Source organism: Luteibacter sp. TLI7-4A (genome assembly GCF_056754745.1).
Map to the genome: position 1 here is coordinate 245,769 of NZ_JBPGWO010000001.1, position 15,813 is coordinate 261,581.

7 protein-coding genes are annotated in these 15,813 nt (G+C 65.9%); all 7 read left to right on the forward strand.

Translation table 11 applies throughout. The features are described from left to right. Window positions 1-10 precede the first annotated feature (10 nt). Window positions 11-568, forward strand: coding sequence for a Maf family protein (locus ACR9Y6_RS01170; RefSeq protein WP_481279618.1), 558 nt, complete (start codon window positions 11-13; stop codon window positions 566-568). 55 nt (window positions 569-623) lie between these two features. Next, window positions 624-2,111 carry a ribonuclease G gene (rng, locus tag ACR9Y6_RS01175; protein ID WP_481279619.1) on the forward strand — a complete coding sequence of 496 codons (1,488 nt, stop codon included), beginning with the start codon at window positions 624-626 and terminating at the stop codon, window positions 2,109-2,111. A 30-nt stretch (window positions 2,112-2,141) separates the two neighbouring features. Beyond that, the gene (locus ACR9Y6_RS01180; protein ID WP_481279620.1) at window positions 2,142-6,014 is read left to right on the forward strand and encodes a YhdP family protein; all 3,873 of its coding nucleotides are present in this window, start codon (window positions 2,142-2,144) and stop codon (window positions 6,012-6,014) included. 86 nt (window positions 6,015-6,100) lie between these two features. Then, window positions 6,101-6,379, forward strand: a complete 279-nt coding sequence (locus tag ACR9Y6_RS01185; protein ID WP_481279621.1) for a type II toxin-antitoxin system RelE/ParE family toxin — start codon at window positions 6,101-6,103, stop codon at window positions 6,377-6,379. A 12-nt stretch (window positions 6,380-6,391) separates the two neighbouring features. Then, window positions 6,392-6,757: a HigA family addiction module antitoxin gene (locus tag ACR9Y6_RS01190; protein WP_481279622.1), complete on the forward strand. Its 366-nt coding sequence runs from the start codon at window positions 6,392-6,394 to the stop codon at window positions 6,755-6,757. Between the two features lie 56 nt (window positions 6,758-6,813). After that, complete coding sequence (gene tldD / locus ACR9Y6_RS01195) at window positions 6,814-8,253, forward strand: metalloprotease TldD (RefSeq protein WP_481279623.1); 1,440 nt, start codon at window positions 6,814-6,816, stop codon at window positions 8,251-8,253. A 381-nt stretch (window positions 8,254-8,634) separates the two neighbouring features. Continuing rightward, complete coding sequence (locus ACR9Y6_RS01200; RefSeq protein ID WP_481279624.1) at window positions 8,635-15,519, forward strand: beta-1,3-glucanase family protein; 6,885 nt, start codon at window positions 8,635-8,637, stop codon at window positions 15,517-15,519. Window positions 15,520-15,813: the final 294 nt, after the last annotated feature.

The window sequence follows — 15,813 nt, forward strand, 5'->3', positions numbered from 1 at the left end:
AGGAACCGCCGTGCTGTACCTGGCCTCGCAATCGCCCCGCCGCCGCGAACTCCTGAGCCAGATCGGCGAAGACCACCGGGTCCTCGAAGTGGACGTGGAGGAGATCCGCGAGCCTGGCGAGCCAGCGGACGCCTATGTGTCACGCGTGGCGCGGGACAAGGCGCGGGCGGGATTCGCACGCGTGATGGGCGAACCGGGCGCACGGGTGCTGGGCGCCGACACCGAGGTGGTACTCGGCGACGAAGTCTTCGGCAAACCCCGTGACGCCGCGGACGCCGTGGCCATGCTCGGCCGTCTTGCCGGTCGCGAGCATCGGGTGCTCTCGACCGTATGGCTGGTGGAGGCCGGCGGGGAACGGCAGGCGGTATCGGTATCGACCGTGCGCTTCGCGCCGCTCTCCGGGCGCGCCATCGCGTCCTACGTGGCCACCGGCGAGTGTTTCGGCAAGGCGGGCGCGTATGCGATCCAGGGCGCCGCCGCGGCCTTCGTGGAACATCTCTCGGGCAGTTACTCCGGCGTCATGGGCCTGCCCCTGTTCGAAACCTTCCAGCTCCTCCACGGTCAGTGACAGGCTGTCGACGCGCGGGCTATAAAGCACGATGACTCAAGGAAAAGGGGCGCCGGTGAGCGAAGAAATACTGATCAATGTCACGCCGCGTGAGACGCGGGTGGCGATCGTCGAGAACGGCATGCTCCAGGAAGTCCACGTGGAGCGTGCGCAGAAGCGCGGCTACGTGGGCAACGTGTACAAGGGACGCGTACAGCGCGTGATGCCGGGCATGCAGGCCGTGTTCGTGGAGATCGGGCTGGAGCGTGCCGCGTTCCTGCACGCCTCCGACATCGTGCGCCCGCCGTTGCCACCGACCGATGCGCCGGTGGAAGGCAAGGGCAACGGCCATGGGCCGGTGCCGTCGATCTCCGAGCTGGTGCACGAGGGACAGGAAATCGTCGTGCAGGTGGTCAAGGACCCGATCGGCAGCAAGGGCGCACGGCTTTCCACCCACCTGTCGATCCCGTCGCGCTACCTCGTCCTCCTGCCGCATTCGCGCACGCTGGGCGTATCGGTGCGCATCGAGGAAGAAACCGAGCGCCAGCGGCTCAAGGACATCCTCAACCCGCTGATCGGCGAGAACCACCTGGGCTACATCGTGCGCACCAACGCGGAAGGCCAGTCGGAGGAATCGCTCGCGTTCGACGTGACCTACCTCGGCAAGGTCTGGCGCGTGGTGCAGGAAAACATCCAGAAGGCCAAGGTCGGCGAGCGCGTGTACGAGGAACTCTCGCTGCCGCTGCGCTCCCTGCGCGATTCGCTCAACGACGGCATCGAGAAGGTTCGCGTGGATTCACGCGAAACCTACGAGAAAACGGTCAAGTTCGTGCACAAGTTCATGCCGGTGCTGTCCGACCGCATCGAGCACTACGCGGGCGAACGGCCGATCTTCGACCTCTATGGCGTGGAGGACGAGATCCAGCGTGCGCTGCGCAAGGAAGTGCCGCTGAAATCGGGCGGCTACCTGATCGTCGACCAGACCGAGGCGATGACCACCATCGACGTCAACACGGGCGGTTACCTCGGTACCCGCAACCTCGAGGAAACCGTGTACCGCACGAACCTCGAGGCCGCGCAGGCGGCGGCTCGCCAACTGCGGCTGCGCAACCTCGGCGGCATCATCATCATCGACTTCATCGACATGATCGACGACGAGCACAAGCGCCAGGTATTGCGCATGCTCGAGAAGGGCCTGGCGAAGGATCACGCGAAGACCACGGTCTATCCGATGTCGGCCCTGGGCCTGGTCGAGATGACCCGCAAGCGCACCACGGAAAGCCTCGAACGCCAGTTGTGCGAACCGTGTCCCGCTTGCAGCGGCCGCGGCACGCTGAAGACCGCCGAGACGGTGATCTACGAGATATTCCGCGAGATCACGCGGGCGGTACGCCAGTTTAACGCGCAGAAACTCCTGGTGATGGCCAGCCCCAAGGTGGTCGGCCGCATCCTCGAGGAGGAATCGGCGGCCGTCGCGGAGCTGGAAGAATTCATCGCCAAGAGCATCCGCTTCCAGGCGGAAGAGCATTACTCGCAGGAACAGTTCGATGTCGTCCTCCTCTGAACCCGGCGCGCGCCGCCGGAACCCGGGCCGGTGAGTCCGCACTGGCGCCATCGCGCACGACGCCTGCGGTTCTTCTTCCTGGGTCTGGTCGCGAGCCTGTTGGTCGCCCTCGCGATCGTGATGGCGCTCGGCCAGCTGTTGCTGCCGCTGGCCGCACGTTATCCGGAACGCGTGGCCGCCATGCTCAGCGAGCGCCTGCATCGTCCGGTGCGTTTCGCCTCGCTGGAAGGCTTCTGGCGGCCATCGGGCCCGCTGTTCGTGATGCGCGACGTGACCATCGCGCCGGTGGAGGGCGGTGAACCGCTGCACCTGCCGCAGGCGGCGGTGAAGCTCGATTTCGGCGCGTTCGTGCTGCCGTCGCGGCACCTCATCAACCTGCGCCTGAGCGATCTTCGCCTCGGCTTGCGCCGGGCCGTCGACGGGCGTTGGAGCATCGACGGTTTCGGTGCGGGCGGCGGCACCCAGAAGGTGTCGCTGGGCAATCTTTCGGCCGACCTCTGGCTGGGCAACCTGCACCTGGACATCGCCGACGACACCACCCGGCGACACTACGGCCTGGTGGCCGACCAGCTGCGGATCAGCCTGCAAGGCCGAACGATCCGCTTCGGCGGGACCTTGCGCCGCGAGCATGTCAGTGGACTGTTGAGCGCCGCCGGCCGCTTCGCCGACGACGGGTCGAGCGGACGCATTTACGTCAAGGGCGCCGATGTCGACTTCGCGGCGCTCACCGGCGATTTCGACGCCGGCGGCTACGCCCTGGCGGGCGGCAAGGGACGTTTCGAAACCTGGCTCGACTGGCGCGATGCGCACGTGGTGCGCGCGACGTCGCGGCTCGACCTCGATAACCTCGCCATTCGCGGTCCGGCACGCACGGTACGCACCGCGGGCCTGCATGGCGTCGTCGATTTCCACCGTACCGCCGACGGACAGCGTATCGACTGGGCAGGGAACGATGGCAGCGACGTCGCCCTCGTGCTGCGCAAGTCCGGGGATCGCAGCGACGGCACGCTGGTCGGGCGCACGCTCGATCTTGCGCCGCTGCTGCCCTGGGCGGGCGTCTTGCCGCAAGTCTCGCCATCGCTGGCGCGCTGGCTCGGCGAAGGGCATCCGCATGGACGTTTCGACCAGCTTCGCGCGGATTGGAACTCCGTCGACGGCGTGAGCTTCGCGCATGCCACCTTTTCCGGCGTGGGCATCGACGCCAGCGGCAGCTTGCCTGGCGTGTCTTCGTTGAAAGGCGAGGTGTTCGGCGATGGCGAGGCACTGGCGCTCAGCCTGCCGAAGCAGCCCACCACGATCGACGCCACGGGTGTGTTCCGCAAACCGTTCGTCATGGCCTCTCTTGGCGGCGACATCGCGGTGTACAAGGACGAAGATGACTGGCACATCGGCGTCGACCCGCTGGATTTCCGTGGCGAGGGTTACGGCGGCCAGGTGCGTGGCGAACTCGTCCTGCCGGCGGCCGACACCGGTCCCTTCATGGACATGTACGTCGCGCTCGGCGAAGGCGAGGTGCCCGCCGCCAAACTGTTCTGGCCGATTCACTCGATGTCGGAAGGCGCCCAGAACTGGCTCAATCGTGGACTCGTGTCCGGTCGCATCGAGGGCGGCTCGGCGTTGCTTCGCGGCAACCTGCGCGAGTTTCCGTTCAAGAACCAGGAAGGGCGCTTCGAGGCACGTGCCGCGATCGCCGACCTGGTACTCGACTACGGCACGGGATGGCCGCGTGCCGAGGGCGTCGCCGCCGTCGCCAACTTCATCGGCAACGGCATGTACGTCGAGGCGACCGAAGGTCATTCGCTCGGCAACGCCGTGAGTTCCGCGTCGGCGGCCATCCCCGATTTCGCCGATGGCATCCTCGATCTCAAGGTGAGCGGCGCGGGCACCGGTGGCAGCTATCTCGACTTCATCAAGAACAGCCCGGTCGCCAGTCGCAGCCGCGAGGCGCTCGACGCGATGAAGCTCGGCGGCACGGGTGAATTCGGCTTCAACCTGCTGATGCCCCTGAAGAGCGCGAAGGACTTCACGCTGCAAGGCAAGGCGACCATCAAGGACGCGGACCTCGTCGCCGACGCGTGGAAGCTGCGCCTCGACAAGATCACCGGGCCGATGACGTTCGATGGCACGGGCTTCTCGGCCAAGGGCCTGAAGACCGCGTACCGCGGCCAGCCCGCCGACCTCGACGTCGCCATCGCGGGTGCGACCGGCGATCCGGCGAAGATCGTCGATGCGTCGCTCACCGGCGCCTTCACGGTCGGCGAAATGATCGGCGATTTCGAAAACCTGAAATGGCTGGCGGATATCGCGAAGGGACGCGGCACGTTCCGCATCGGCTTCGACCTGAGCAAGACCGGGCAGGGCGATGCCACCGCACAGACGCTGCGCGTCGATTCCGACCTGCGTGGCGTGGAGCTGACGATGCCCACGCCGGTGAAGAAACCGGCGAATGCCGCCACGCCGCTTTCGGTGCGTGTCGGACTTCCCGTGGACGGCGCGCGCCTGGATGTCGCGCTGGGCGATGTCGTGCGCGGTCGCCTGCGCCTGCCGACCGACACGGCTCCTATCGCCGCGGCGTTCAATCTCGGCAGCACGGTACCCGCGACGATGCCCGCGCAGGGTTACCTGATCGGCGGTCACGCCGCCCGGCTCGATGTTTCCGGCTGGGTCCAATACGTGGTCGGACTTTCCAGCGGAGGCAGCGGGCCCGGCTTGTCGGCGCTGGACGTGAGCGCGGACGACAGCGAAGTCTTCGGCCAGCATTTCGCCAACATGCATCTCGTCGCCCGTCCCGGTGCGCAAGCACTGTCCTTGCGCGTGGACAGCGACGCCATGGCTGGCCAGATGACGGTGCCTAACGAGGAACTGCGTCGGCGCGGCATCACCGCGCGCATGGACCGCCTGTGGTGGCCCGCGGCCGATGACGCGGCCGACGCCGCGAAGAAGGGCAAGACGGTGGCCGCTGGCGCCACGACCGTCGCCGCCACGGTGGCCAAGGCGGAAGAGGCCAGGGAAACACCTGCCCAGGCACCGAAACCGCCGGATGCGAACGAAGCCGGCGTGGCTCCCGCCAGCCTGCCGCCATTGCATCTGCAAGTGACGGACATGCGCCTGGGCAAGGCGCGCCTCGGCGAGGCGCGGCTGGAAACCTGGCCGACCGACGAGGGCATGCACATCGACCAGCTGCGGGCGCAGTCGAAGAACATCCAGATCACCGCCACGGGCGACTGGAACGGTGACGAGAAGCGCAGCCGCACCCATCTGTCGATGGACTTCGCCTCCGAGGACGTGGCACGCATGTTCGATGCGCTCGGCTTCGCCGGCATCCTGCAGGGTGGCCGCGCCGAGGCACGGCTGGACGCGGCGTGGCCGGGCGGACCTTCCGCGCTGGCACTGGCGAACATGGATGGCACCCTGAGGGTCGACGTCGCCAACGGACGCATCCTCGAAGTACAGCCCGGCGTGGGCCGGCTGTTCGGTCTCGTCTCGGTGACCGAACTCCCGCGGCGCTTGTCGCTGGATTTCGGCGATGTCCTGGGCAAAGGCTTCGCCTTCGATTCGATCGCGGGAGATTTCCGTTTCGCCGATGGCAATGCCACCACGCAGAACCTGAAGATCCGCGCTCCCGCCGCGGAGATCACGATCACCGGCCGCGCCGGCCTCAAGGCGCGCGACTACGACCAGGAAGTGCTGGTCGTTCCTCACCTCGGTAGCAGCCTCCCGGTAGTGGGGGCCCTCGCGGGTGGCCCGGTGGGAGCGGCGGCGGGCCTCGCCGTGCAGGGCATCCTCGGCAGGGGCCTCAACCAGGCCGCGCGCAAGCGTTACCACGTCACCGGCAGCTGGGATAAGCCTGTCTTCACACCCATCGACAAGGGCGGCCCCTCGACCTCCCCCGAAGCGCGCTGACGCCAGCCAGCGTCGCACGCGGGCTGATCGGGGAAATCATTGCGAATAGTATCGTTGCTCGTTATTATCGAGCAGCGTTACTACTCATGATCAAGTCGTTTGGCGACTCGGAGGCCGAGGCACTGTTCGGTGGCGAGCGTGTTCGAAGGTGGATAAATATCGAGCGCATCGTGCTTCGCAAGCTGGCGGCGATTCATGACGCGCTGACGCTGGACGACCTCAGACGGCCACCGGCAAATCGTTTGAAGCCCCTGCGCGGGACACGTGACGGGCAGTACAGCATCCGTTTCAATGACCAGTTCCGCGTATGTTTCGTTTGGCGCGATGGTCATGCCCATGACGTCACCATCGTCGATTACCACTAAGAGGACCGCCGTATGCGCGAGGTTCCGTATCCCCACCCCGGCGAGATATTGCTGGAAGAATTCCTGAAGCCACTCGGACTCACCCAGTACCGCCTGGCGAAGGCTATTGGCGTGCCTGCTCCGCGCATCGGTGAGATTGTCGCCGGCAAGCGGGCGGTCACGGCGGATACCGGGTTGCGGCTGTCCCGGTTCTTCGGCATGTCCGATGAATTCTGGACGGGGCTCCAGGCCTCCTACGACCGCGAGATGACACGCGATCTCATGGCGGCCACCCTGGATGCCATTGTTCCCTGGTCGGTACTGGAGAAGCAGGAGAAGCTCCTCAAGAGGCGAAGCAATGGCGCGGCGGGCCCTGCCAAACACGGCTCCAGGGTTTAACCTGACGGTTCCAGGCCCCATCATCGGGGTTCCCGCTTTCGCTACCGGCTGCCTTGATGGATTCCCTGATTTCCCTCGCCGAACGTCGCCTGCTCACGCCCGGCGGCCTTGCCTCCAACGACCTGGACCGGGTGTTTTCCCAGCTCATGGGTCCCTCGATCGATGCCGCTGACCTGTATTTCCAGCACTCGCGCAGCGAGTCCTGGGTGCTGGAGGAAGGCATCGTGAAGGACGGCAGCCATTCGATCGAGCAGGGCGTCGGTGTACGGGCGATCTCCGGCGAGAAGACCGGCTTCTCCTACTCGGATGAAATCGTCCTGCCGCAGCTGCTGGAGGCGTCGCGTGCCGCGCGTGCCATCGCCCAGGGTGGTGCGGGGTCGGGCAAGCCGCTGGCGATCGCCACCGGGCGTGGGCTGTATCCCGCGATCGATCCGGTCGAGAGCCTGCCCAACGAGGAGAAGATCGCGCTCCTGCGTGAAGTGGACGCCTACGCGCGTTCGCTGGATCCGCGGGTGAAACAGGTGGTGGTGAGCCTGGCGGCGACGATGGACACGATCCTCGTCGCCGGTTCCGACGGTACGCTGGCCGCCGACGTGCGCCCCCTGGTACGCCTGAACGTGCAGGTGATCGCCGAGCAGGGCGTCCGTCGCGAGCAGGGACACGCCGGCGGAGGTGGTCGATACGGTTATCGGGAACTGATCGAGAAAGGCCGCGCGCATGCGTTCGCCGCCGAAGCCGTGCGCCAGGCGCTGGTCAACCTCGAGGCCGTGGACGCTCCGGCGGGCAGCATGACCGTCGTGCTCGGTCCCGGCTGGCCGGGCATCCTCCTGCACGAGGCCATCGGGCACGGACTCGAAGGCGATTTCAATCGCAAGGGCAGCTCCGCCTTCGCCGGCCGCATCGGCCAGCGCGTGGCGGCCGAGGGCGTCACCGTGGTCGACGACGGCACGCTGCCGGGCCGGCGCGGCTCGCTCAGCATCGACGACGAAGGCACGCCCACCGAATGCACCACGCTGATCGAGAACGGCATCCTCAAGGGTTACATGCAGGACAAACTCAATGCGCGCCTCATGGGCGTGAAGTCCACGGGTAATGGCCGCCGCGAGTCGTTCGCGCAATTGCCGATGCCGCGCATGACCAACACGTACATGCTCGCCGGCGACCGTGAGCCGGAGGAGATCATCCGCTCGGTGAAGCGCGGCATCTACGCGGTGAATTTCGGTGGCGGGCAGGTGGATATCACCAACGGCAAGTTCGTCTTCTCCGCGAGCGAGGCGTACCTCATCGAGGACGGCAAGGTCACGCGTCCGGTCAAGGGCGCCACGCTGGTCGGCTCGGGCCCGGACGTGCTCACGCGCGTGTCGATGATCGGCAACGACCTGGCGCTCGACGAAGGCGTGGGCGTGTGCGGCAAGGACGGCCAGAGCGTACCGGTCGGCGTCGGTCAGCCGACCCTGCGTGTCGACGGCATGACCGTCGGTGGCACCGCCGCCTGACCGAAAGCCGTCTTGTCCAAACCTATCCACTTGCGATAAACCGGACGCGTGTCACGGAACGCGAGCGTATGGTCGACCTTCGCGGGTCGTTACCCCTATTTGGTATTGTGACTGTCATTACGCAGGCGGATGATCCGCGCAGACAGCGTATGGATGGCTAAACCCGGTAGAGCAGCAGGGGCTCGCACAGACCGGCATCAGGGTTGACAGTCCACTCACCGCGGAACGACACAGGCAGCCGGCGATTCGTTCGCCGGCTGATGGCGTCGTGCGCGCCGAGCATCGCGCTGTTCCCACGTGGCACAAACAGGGGACCCCGCTCCAATGAAACGACAACCCACATCACCCGGCAGCATGCAAAGGCGGGCGAGGCTCTCAGCCTTGCTCGCCTTCGTGTTCGTCGGCGTGACCGCGACGGCACAGGCCGTCACGCTCGCGCCGTCGGATCGGCAGGACATCAACCTCGGCGCACGGCCCTGGAAGTACACCAAGCAGGCCATCGTCAATCCGAACGACCCGGTGGTGTACGCGCCGGTGCCCAACGGCGACGACGGGGCCAATCCGACCTTCAATGACAGTAGCTGGCTGACCGTCGGCATCCCGCACGCGGCCAACGATTTCACCACCTTCATCAACCAGGAGTCCGGCGGCGGCCAGGGCAGCCTGGACGGCGAGACCAGCTGGTATCGCGTCAAGCTGACCGACTCGGCGAAGTTCGCCGGCAAGAAGGTGATGGTCGAGTTCGAGGGTGCGCACACGGGCGACCGTGTCTACCTCAACGGCCAGTTCATCCATGGCACCGGCGTGCTCAACCAGGCCGGCCAGCCAAATGAAAACGCCACCCACGTCATCGGCTTCCTGCCGCATATCGTGGACCTGACGCCGCTGATGAAGTTCGATGGCACCGACGTGCTGGCGGTCAAGGTGAGCCGCAGCGGCGGCGGTTTCTTCGAGGACCCGGGATTCTCCGGCTCGTTCCGCTTCGGCCAGGCCGAGGCCGGCTTGTTCCGCCCGGTAAAACTGCACGTGACGAACTTCGTGCATATTCCGGAGAATGTGTATGCGGGGCAGAACACTTGGGGTACGTACGTCGGCACGCAGAGCATCGCCGCCGACCACAGCAGCGCCACCGTTCGCGTGCAGACCAATGTCGTGAACGAGACGAAGGACCCGAAGGCCGTCATCCTGACCACGCAGATCGTCGATGCCCAGGGCAACGTCGTCGTGTCGGACCAGCAGCAGAAGACGCTGGCGCCGAACTTCGTTCCCAGCGACCAGACGCCGGTCTTCGACGAGACGCTGACGGTCCCGCATCCCACGCTCTGGTATCCGAACAACAGCCTGGACGGCAAGCCGTACCTCTACAAGGTGCTGCACACCGTCAGCATCGACGGCGTCGTGGTGGATGCGAAGCAGAGCACGCTCGGTATCCGCACCATCACGTGGGATAAGGATTTTCCCTACGTCAATGGCAAGAAGCAGTACATGTGGGGCGGCTCGGGCCGCTACGACTATCCTGCACTGGGTTCCTCGGTGCCCGAGGAGCAGCAGTGGCGCGACCTGCAGCAGCTTGCCGCCGGTGGTGGCAACCTCTGGCGTCCGGGCCACTCGCCGTCGAGCCCCGAGTTCGTCGAGGCCGCCGATGCGCTGGGTGTGTTCATCGTGCAGCCCAGCGGCGATGGCGAGAACGGTTTCGCCAATCCCTGTGCCGCCGGTGACAAGGCCTGCAACGACATGTGGACGATCAAGCGCGAGGTCCATCGCGACATCGTGATCCGCGATCGCAGCCACCCGTCGATCCTGGCCTGGGAACACGACAACGGCGCGATGTTCACGCCGTTCGCGGTGGAACTGCGTGCGCTCGCGCGCTCGTGGGACAACATCGCCCCTCGTGCCGCCGCCGACCGCACGCCCGATGCCGCCAATGGCGACATCCTCAGCTGCTCGAAGGCGGGATGCGAGACTTACCTGCACTCCACGGAATTCCCGAACAAGCCGGCATGGGGCGCGGAATACTGGGGGCCGGGTACGTTGCGCCACTCGTACGACCACGAACTGGCCTTCGCCTTGAACTACCTCGTGCCGTACTCGCAGGCGCGCAAGGTGGGCACCTTCGGCATGGCGCAGTGGTACATGTCCGATACCCCGGGCGAAGTCATCGAGATGGTGGAAGGTCTCGAGGACGATACCCACTGGGTTTACCAGCGTGACGCGAACGGCAACATCGCGAACCATCCGGATGGAAATCCGATCAAGGCTTTCCGTCACAACGTCCGCGGCAACAACGCGTCGATGACCGACGCGAACCGTTTCCCGCGCATGCTGTACTACATCTACGAATCGGTCTGGGTTCCCTACGAACTCCGTCCGGTCGTCAAGCTGGCGCACCACTGGAACCGCGCGGGCGACATCCAGGTCAACGCGTTCAGCAACTGCCCGAAGGTCCGCCTGCTGATCAACGGCGTGCCCCAGGGACTCGACCAGACGCCCAACACCTGGGACACGATCGACGATGCGTCCTATAACGCCGAGAACGGTGCGGTGGACGAACTGACCGGCAAGATCGTCGGCTCCGACAAGGCGCAGATGACCACGAAGCTGCCCGGCCAGGTCCACTGGAACGTGACATGGCAGAAGGGCAGCGCGACGGCCCAGTGCCTCGACGCGCTGGGTAACGTACGTACCGACGACAGCGGCAATCCGGTGGCCGATACGGTGATGACCGCGGGCACGGCCGACCATATCGAACTCGATGTGGTGCCGGCGGTGGTCAGGCCCGACGGCACCCGCTTCCAGGTCACCGCGAACGGGTCGGACGCCGCCTTCATCGTCGCCAAGGTGGTCGACGCGAACGGTGTCGTCGTCCCGGACGCGTCGCAGAAGGTGACGTTCGACGTGGTGTCGGGTGCGGACATCGTCACCTACCAGGGCGGCACGCAGCAGTACGTCGACTACAGCGCCGGTCTCCAGCCGGGAGAGCAGCCGGCCAACCCGGGCGTTTACGTTCCGGAGCCGCTGCACGGCTATCACTCGCCGGGCTCGCATGAGCTGCAATTCGAAGGCGGCCTGCAGAAGATCGCGCTGCGCTCGAAGTTCGCGGCCGGCCAGGTCACGGTGACCGCCTCGGCACCGGGTCTGCTGACGGGCTCCGCGACGTTCAACATCGTCGACGTGCCCGCCGCGCCCACCGTCTCCGGTCCACCGGCCATCATCGCGCAACCGATCGGCCAGGAAGTGACCGTCGGCGATGTAGGCCGCTTCTCCGTGACGGCCTCGGGCGCTCCGCCGCTGACCTTCACCTGGAAGAAGAATGGCGTCGAGATCCCGGGTGCGACGGGTGCCAGCTACACCACCCCTGCGACGACGCTGGCGGACGACGGTTCCACGTATTCCGTCGTCGTCCACGGCCAGGGGCCGGACCAGGCATCGGCGCCGGCCACGCTGAAGGTATTCCCGTTCAGCCAGGTCGTGATCTCGGCCCAGCCGCAGCCGCAAAACGTGGACGAGGGACAGAGCGCCCACTTCCAGGTCGCGGCATCGGGGTCGCCGACGCTGACCTATCAATGGATGAAGAACAACGCGCCCATTCCGGGTGCGACGAACCCGAGCTATGACACGCCGACGCTGAGCGTGGCCGACAACAACGTGGGTTACTCCGTGGTCGTCAGCAATTTCGGCAGTTCCGCCCCGTCGATCACCGCTCCGCTCACCGTGAACGCGGCGCGCCCGCCGGTGATCACCGGAACGATGGCCGACGTTCGTGCGAATCCCGGGCAGCCGGCCATCTTCGATGCATCCACGCTGGTGGCCGGTACCTCGCCGTTCCACTACAAGTGGTCGCACGACGGTACGCCGGTGGGCGACGACCTGCCGACGCTGACGATTCCGTCGGTGCAGCCGGGTGATATCGGCACGTACACCGTCTCGGTGAGCAACATCACCGGCACGGCGGCGACCACGTCCGCCAAGCTCACCCTGGCCCCGCCCGGTGCGAACCTGGCGCGCGAAAAGGCGACGCTCGCCTCGGAAGTGGAAAACCCGCAGGGCACCGCGGCATGGCAGGCCGTCGATGGCGACGAGACCACGCGCTGGGGTTCGAAGATCGGCGACGACAAGGCGTTCATCACGGTCGACCTCGGTGCATCGCGCACGTTCAACCGCGTGGTGCTGAAGTGGGAGAACGCGCATGCCACCTCGTACGAGATCCAGTATTCGGATGACCCGAACACCGGTTTCGATACGCATGTCGCGTACCACACCGACACGAGCATCGGCGGCACCGAGGATGTGACGTTCGACAAGCCCGTCACGGGACGCTATGTCCGCATGCAGGGCATAGCGCGCGCCACGGACTACGGCTACTCGCTGTATGAGTTCGAGGTGTACAACTCACCCACCTGCTGCAACCTGACCGACCGTTACACGACGACGACCGGTTCCAACCTCGTGACCGACACCCTGAGTGGCCTGCAGTGGGACCGCATCCAGCGCGGCTTCTCCGACCAGGGCGCGCAGTTCACGCAATCCGTGGCGATCTCGACCTGCACGGCGGCGAGCATGCGCTTGCCGACCGTCGCCGAAGCGCTGGCCATCGCCGGCCAGAACTACTCGACGGCGGCGTTCCCCGGTGCCTGGACCACCTGGACGGAAGGCAAGGACCCGAACGATTCGACGTTCGCCTTCCAGGTGAACTCGACCGGCGACGTCCACCGCGAAGTGGCGGAAAACAATCCTGGCCACGTGTTGTGCGTGAAGGGAGCCAAGGCGGTCGCCCCGGTGATCACCGGGCAGCCGTCATCCCAGAAAGCGGGCGTGGGCCGCTCGGCGCACTTCGCGGTGACAGCGACGGGCGTGGGTCCGCTGACGTACGACTGGTACACCGTGACCAAGGACGCCAACGACCAGGATGTCCTGTCCCTGCTGTCGAGCACGGCCGACGGTACGTACGCGACGCGGGCCCTCGCGGCCGCGCAGAACGGTAGCGTGCTGCGCGTGAACGTGGTCAGCGCCCAGGGGATCACGACGGCGAGCGACGATGTGACGCTGACCGTCGACAACTCCACCGACGGCTTCGACCCGCCGACGTGGGCTGGCCCGGCTCCGCAGCAACCGCAACAGCCGGGTGATGGCGGCGGTAGCAACCCGCCGAGCCCGGGTACGCCGGGTGATGGCAAGGGCGGCGTGAACATCGCCCTCGGCGCCATCGCTTCGTCGCACGTCGATCCCGAGCGTGGCGACCTGGATGCGTCCAAGGCGGTCGATGGCGACTTCACCACCCGCTGGAGTTCGGCACCGGGCATCGACCCGACCGACCTGGTGCTGAACCTCGGTGCGCCGAAGACCTTCGACCACGTGATCCTGCGCTGGGAGAACGCCTATTCGAGCTCGTACACGCTCGATACGTCCAACGACGGGCAGACCTGGACGCCCGTGTTCAAGGACCCGATCGTCGGCAAGGGTGGCGTCGATACGCAGACGTTCGCGGCGGTGACCGCCCAGTACGTGCGCATCAACAGCACGGCGCGCGCCACCGGCTACGGCAACTCGCTGTTCGAGTTCGAGGTCTACCAGGCCGCCACCGCGTCGCAGCCACAACAACCGGTGGGTGACCAGCCGCAGCAGACCCAGCCGCAGCAGCCCGACGTGGGCGTTCCCGCCACGGGCAATCTCGCCCTGAAGAAGACGGTGCTCGCTTCCGACAGCGAGAACGCGGTGGCCTTCAAGCCCGAGAACGTCAACGACGGCGATGCGGGGACACGTTGGTCTTCGGGTTTCACCGACGACCAATGGATCCAGGTCGATCTCGGTTCGGTGCAGGTGATCGGAAAGGTGGTGCTGTCGTGGGAGAACGCGCATGCGCTCGCCTATCGCATCGACACCTCGATCGACGGCAAGACCTGGACGCCGGCATACGACAACGAGAACAGCCAGGGTGGTGTGGAAACCGTCACCTTCCCGGCCAGGTCGGCACAGTACGTGCGCATGACAGGTCTCAAGCGTTCCAGCCCCTATGGGTACTCGCTGTGGGAAATGGGCGTCTATGCCGCCGATGGCGGCGGCGACACCGGCACGCCGCCGGAGAACCCGCAGGCCAACGATCCGTCGCAGGGCTTCAACTACGAGACGTACCCGGGCTTCATCGGTACGCAGCTGCGCAACACGACGAACGGCAGGTATCGCGACGACCAGATCTACGTCGCCGTGATCGGCCGCGATCCGGCTTCGCAGGTGTTCTCGTGGGTCAAGCCGGACGGCACGTTGACCGCCGCCGCGGTGGAAGACAACGATGGTCCGGGGCATCTGACCAAGAATGGCCAGAATTACCCGAACTACTTCTTCACCCTGGCGCAGGCCAAGCTGCTCAAGTTGCCGAAGATGGACTCCGGACGGATCTTCGTGTCGATCGGCGAGCCGATGTACATCAAGATCCTGAAGGCGGCCGACGGTTCGATCGGTTTCGCGGGACCGAACCCGCTCAACGGGACCGACCCGAACATCGGCGTGTACTACGACTGGTATGAGTTCACCTGGAACGACAACGCCATCTTCATCAACACGACGCAGGTCGATCAGTTCTCGATCCCGTTGTCGCTCGATGTGTATGGTGGGGACAAGACGAGGCACGAGTCGTCGGGCATCACGCAGACGCGCGCGCAGATCTTCGCCCAGTACAACCAGGAGGTGCCCGCGGAGTTCCAGCTGAGCGACGCCGACCCGATCCGCATCCTCGCGCCGGGCAAGGCGGCGTTCGACGCCGGGCAGCCGCAGGGACATTACTTCGACGACTACATCGACCGGTCGTGGACGTACTACCAGGACCACGTGTTGCAGATGACCATCGGCAACAAGCGGTTCGAAGGCACCGTGATCGACGGCGTATTGACCTTCACGCATACCAATTGGGCGGACACGCACGAACAGGACGAGCCGGAAGGCATGCTGTTCAAGGTGGCCAAGCCCAGCACGCAGGACGTACTCGAAGGCAAGGGCGCACTGGCCCGGTCGAGCGATCCCTGGGGCGTGGAAGGCCAGCTCGAAGCGCAGATCTGCGCCGCGTTCAATCGTCACGTGATGGAAGACACGACGTTGTGGAAGGATGCCGGCTCGTTCTACCAGCAGTCGCCGGCGAACTACTATTCGCGCTTCTGGCATCTGCACGGCGTGAACGGCAAGGCGTACGGCTTCGCGTACGACGATGTCTCCGACCAGAGTTCGACGCTGATCGAGACCCAGCCGGAGCATCTCGAACTCGGGATCGGCTTCTAAGCGATAGCCGGCGAGAACCGGCAGAAAGAAAGGGCGGTGGAGAAATCCACCGCCCTTTTTCATGGCCCTTCATGCCTCGATGGAGCCAGCGGTTCGGCGAGAGCCTTCATACCCTGGTGGGAGCCGACCTTGTCGGCGATCCCGCGACAGCGGGCCAGGTTACGGCAGCCTGGTGGGAGCCGACTTGTCGGCGATCCCGCGACAGCGGGCCAGGTTACGGCAAGCACCCATCGCCGACAGGGTCGGCTCCCACCAGGTCTTTCCACCAGGTCCTTCCACCGGGGTTCTCCCAGC

Bases quoted from the DNA above. Each gene is read 5' to 3' on its own strand.
- tldD (WP_481279623.1), top strand. From the start codon at position 6,814: ATGGATTCCCTGATTTCCCTCGCCGAACGTCGCCTGCTCACGCCCGGC.
- ACR9Y6_RS01185 (WP_481279621.1), top strand. From the start codon at position 6,101: ATGATCAAGTCGTTTGGCGACTCGGAGGCCGAGGCACTGTTCGGTGGC.
- ACR9Y6_RS01190 (WP_481279622.1), top strand. From the start codon at position 6,392: ATGCGCGAGGTTCCGTATCCCCACCCCGGCGAGATATTGCTGGAAGAA.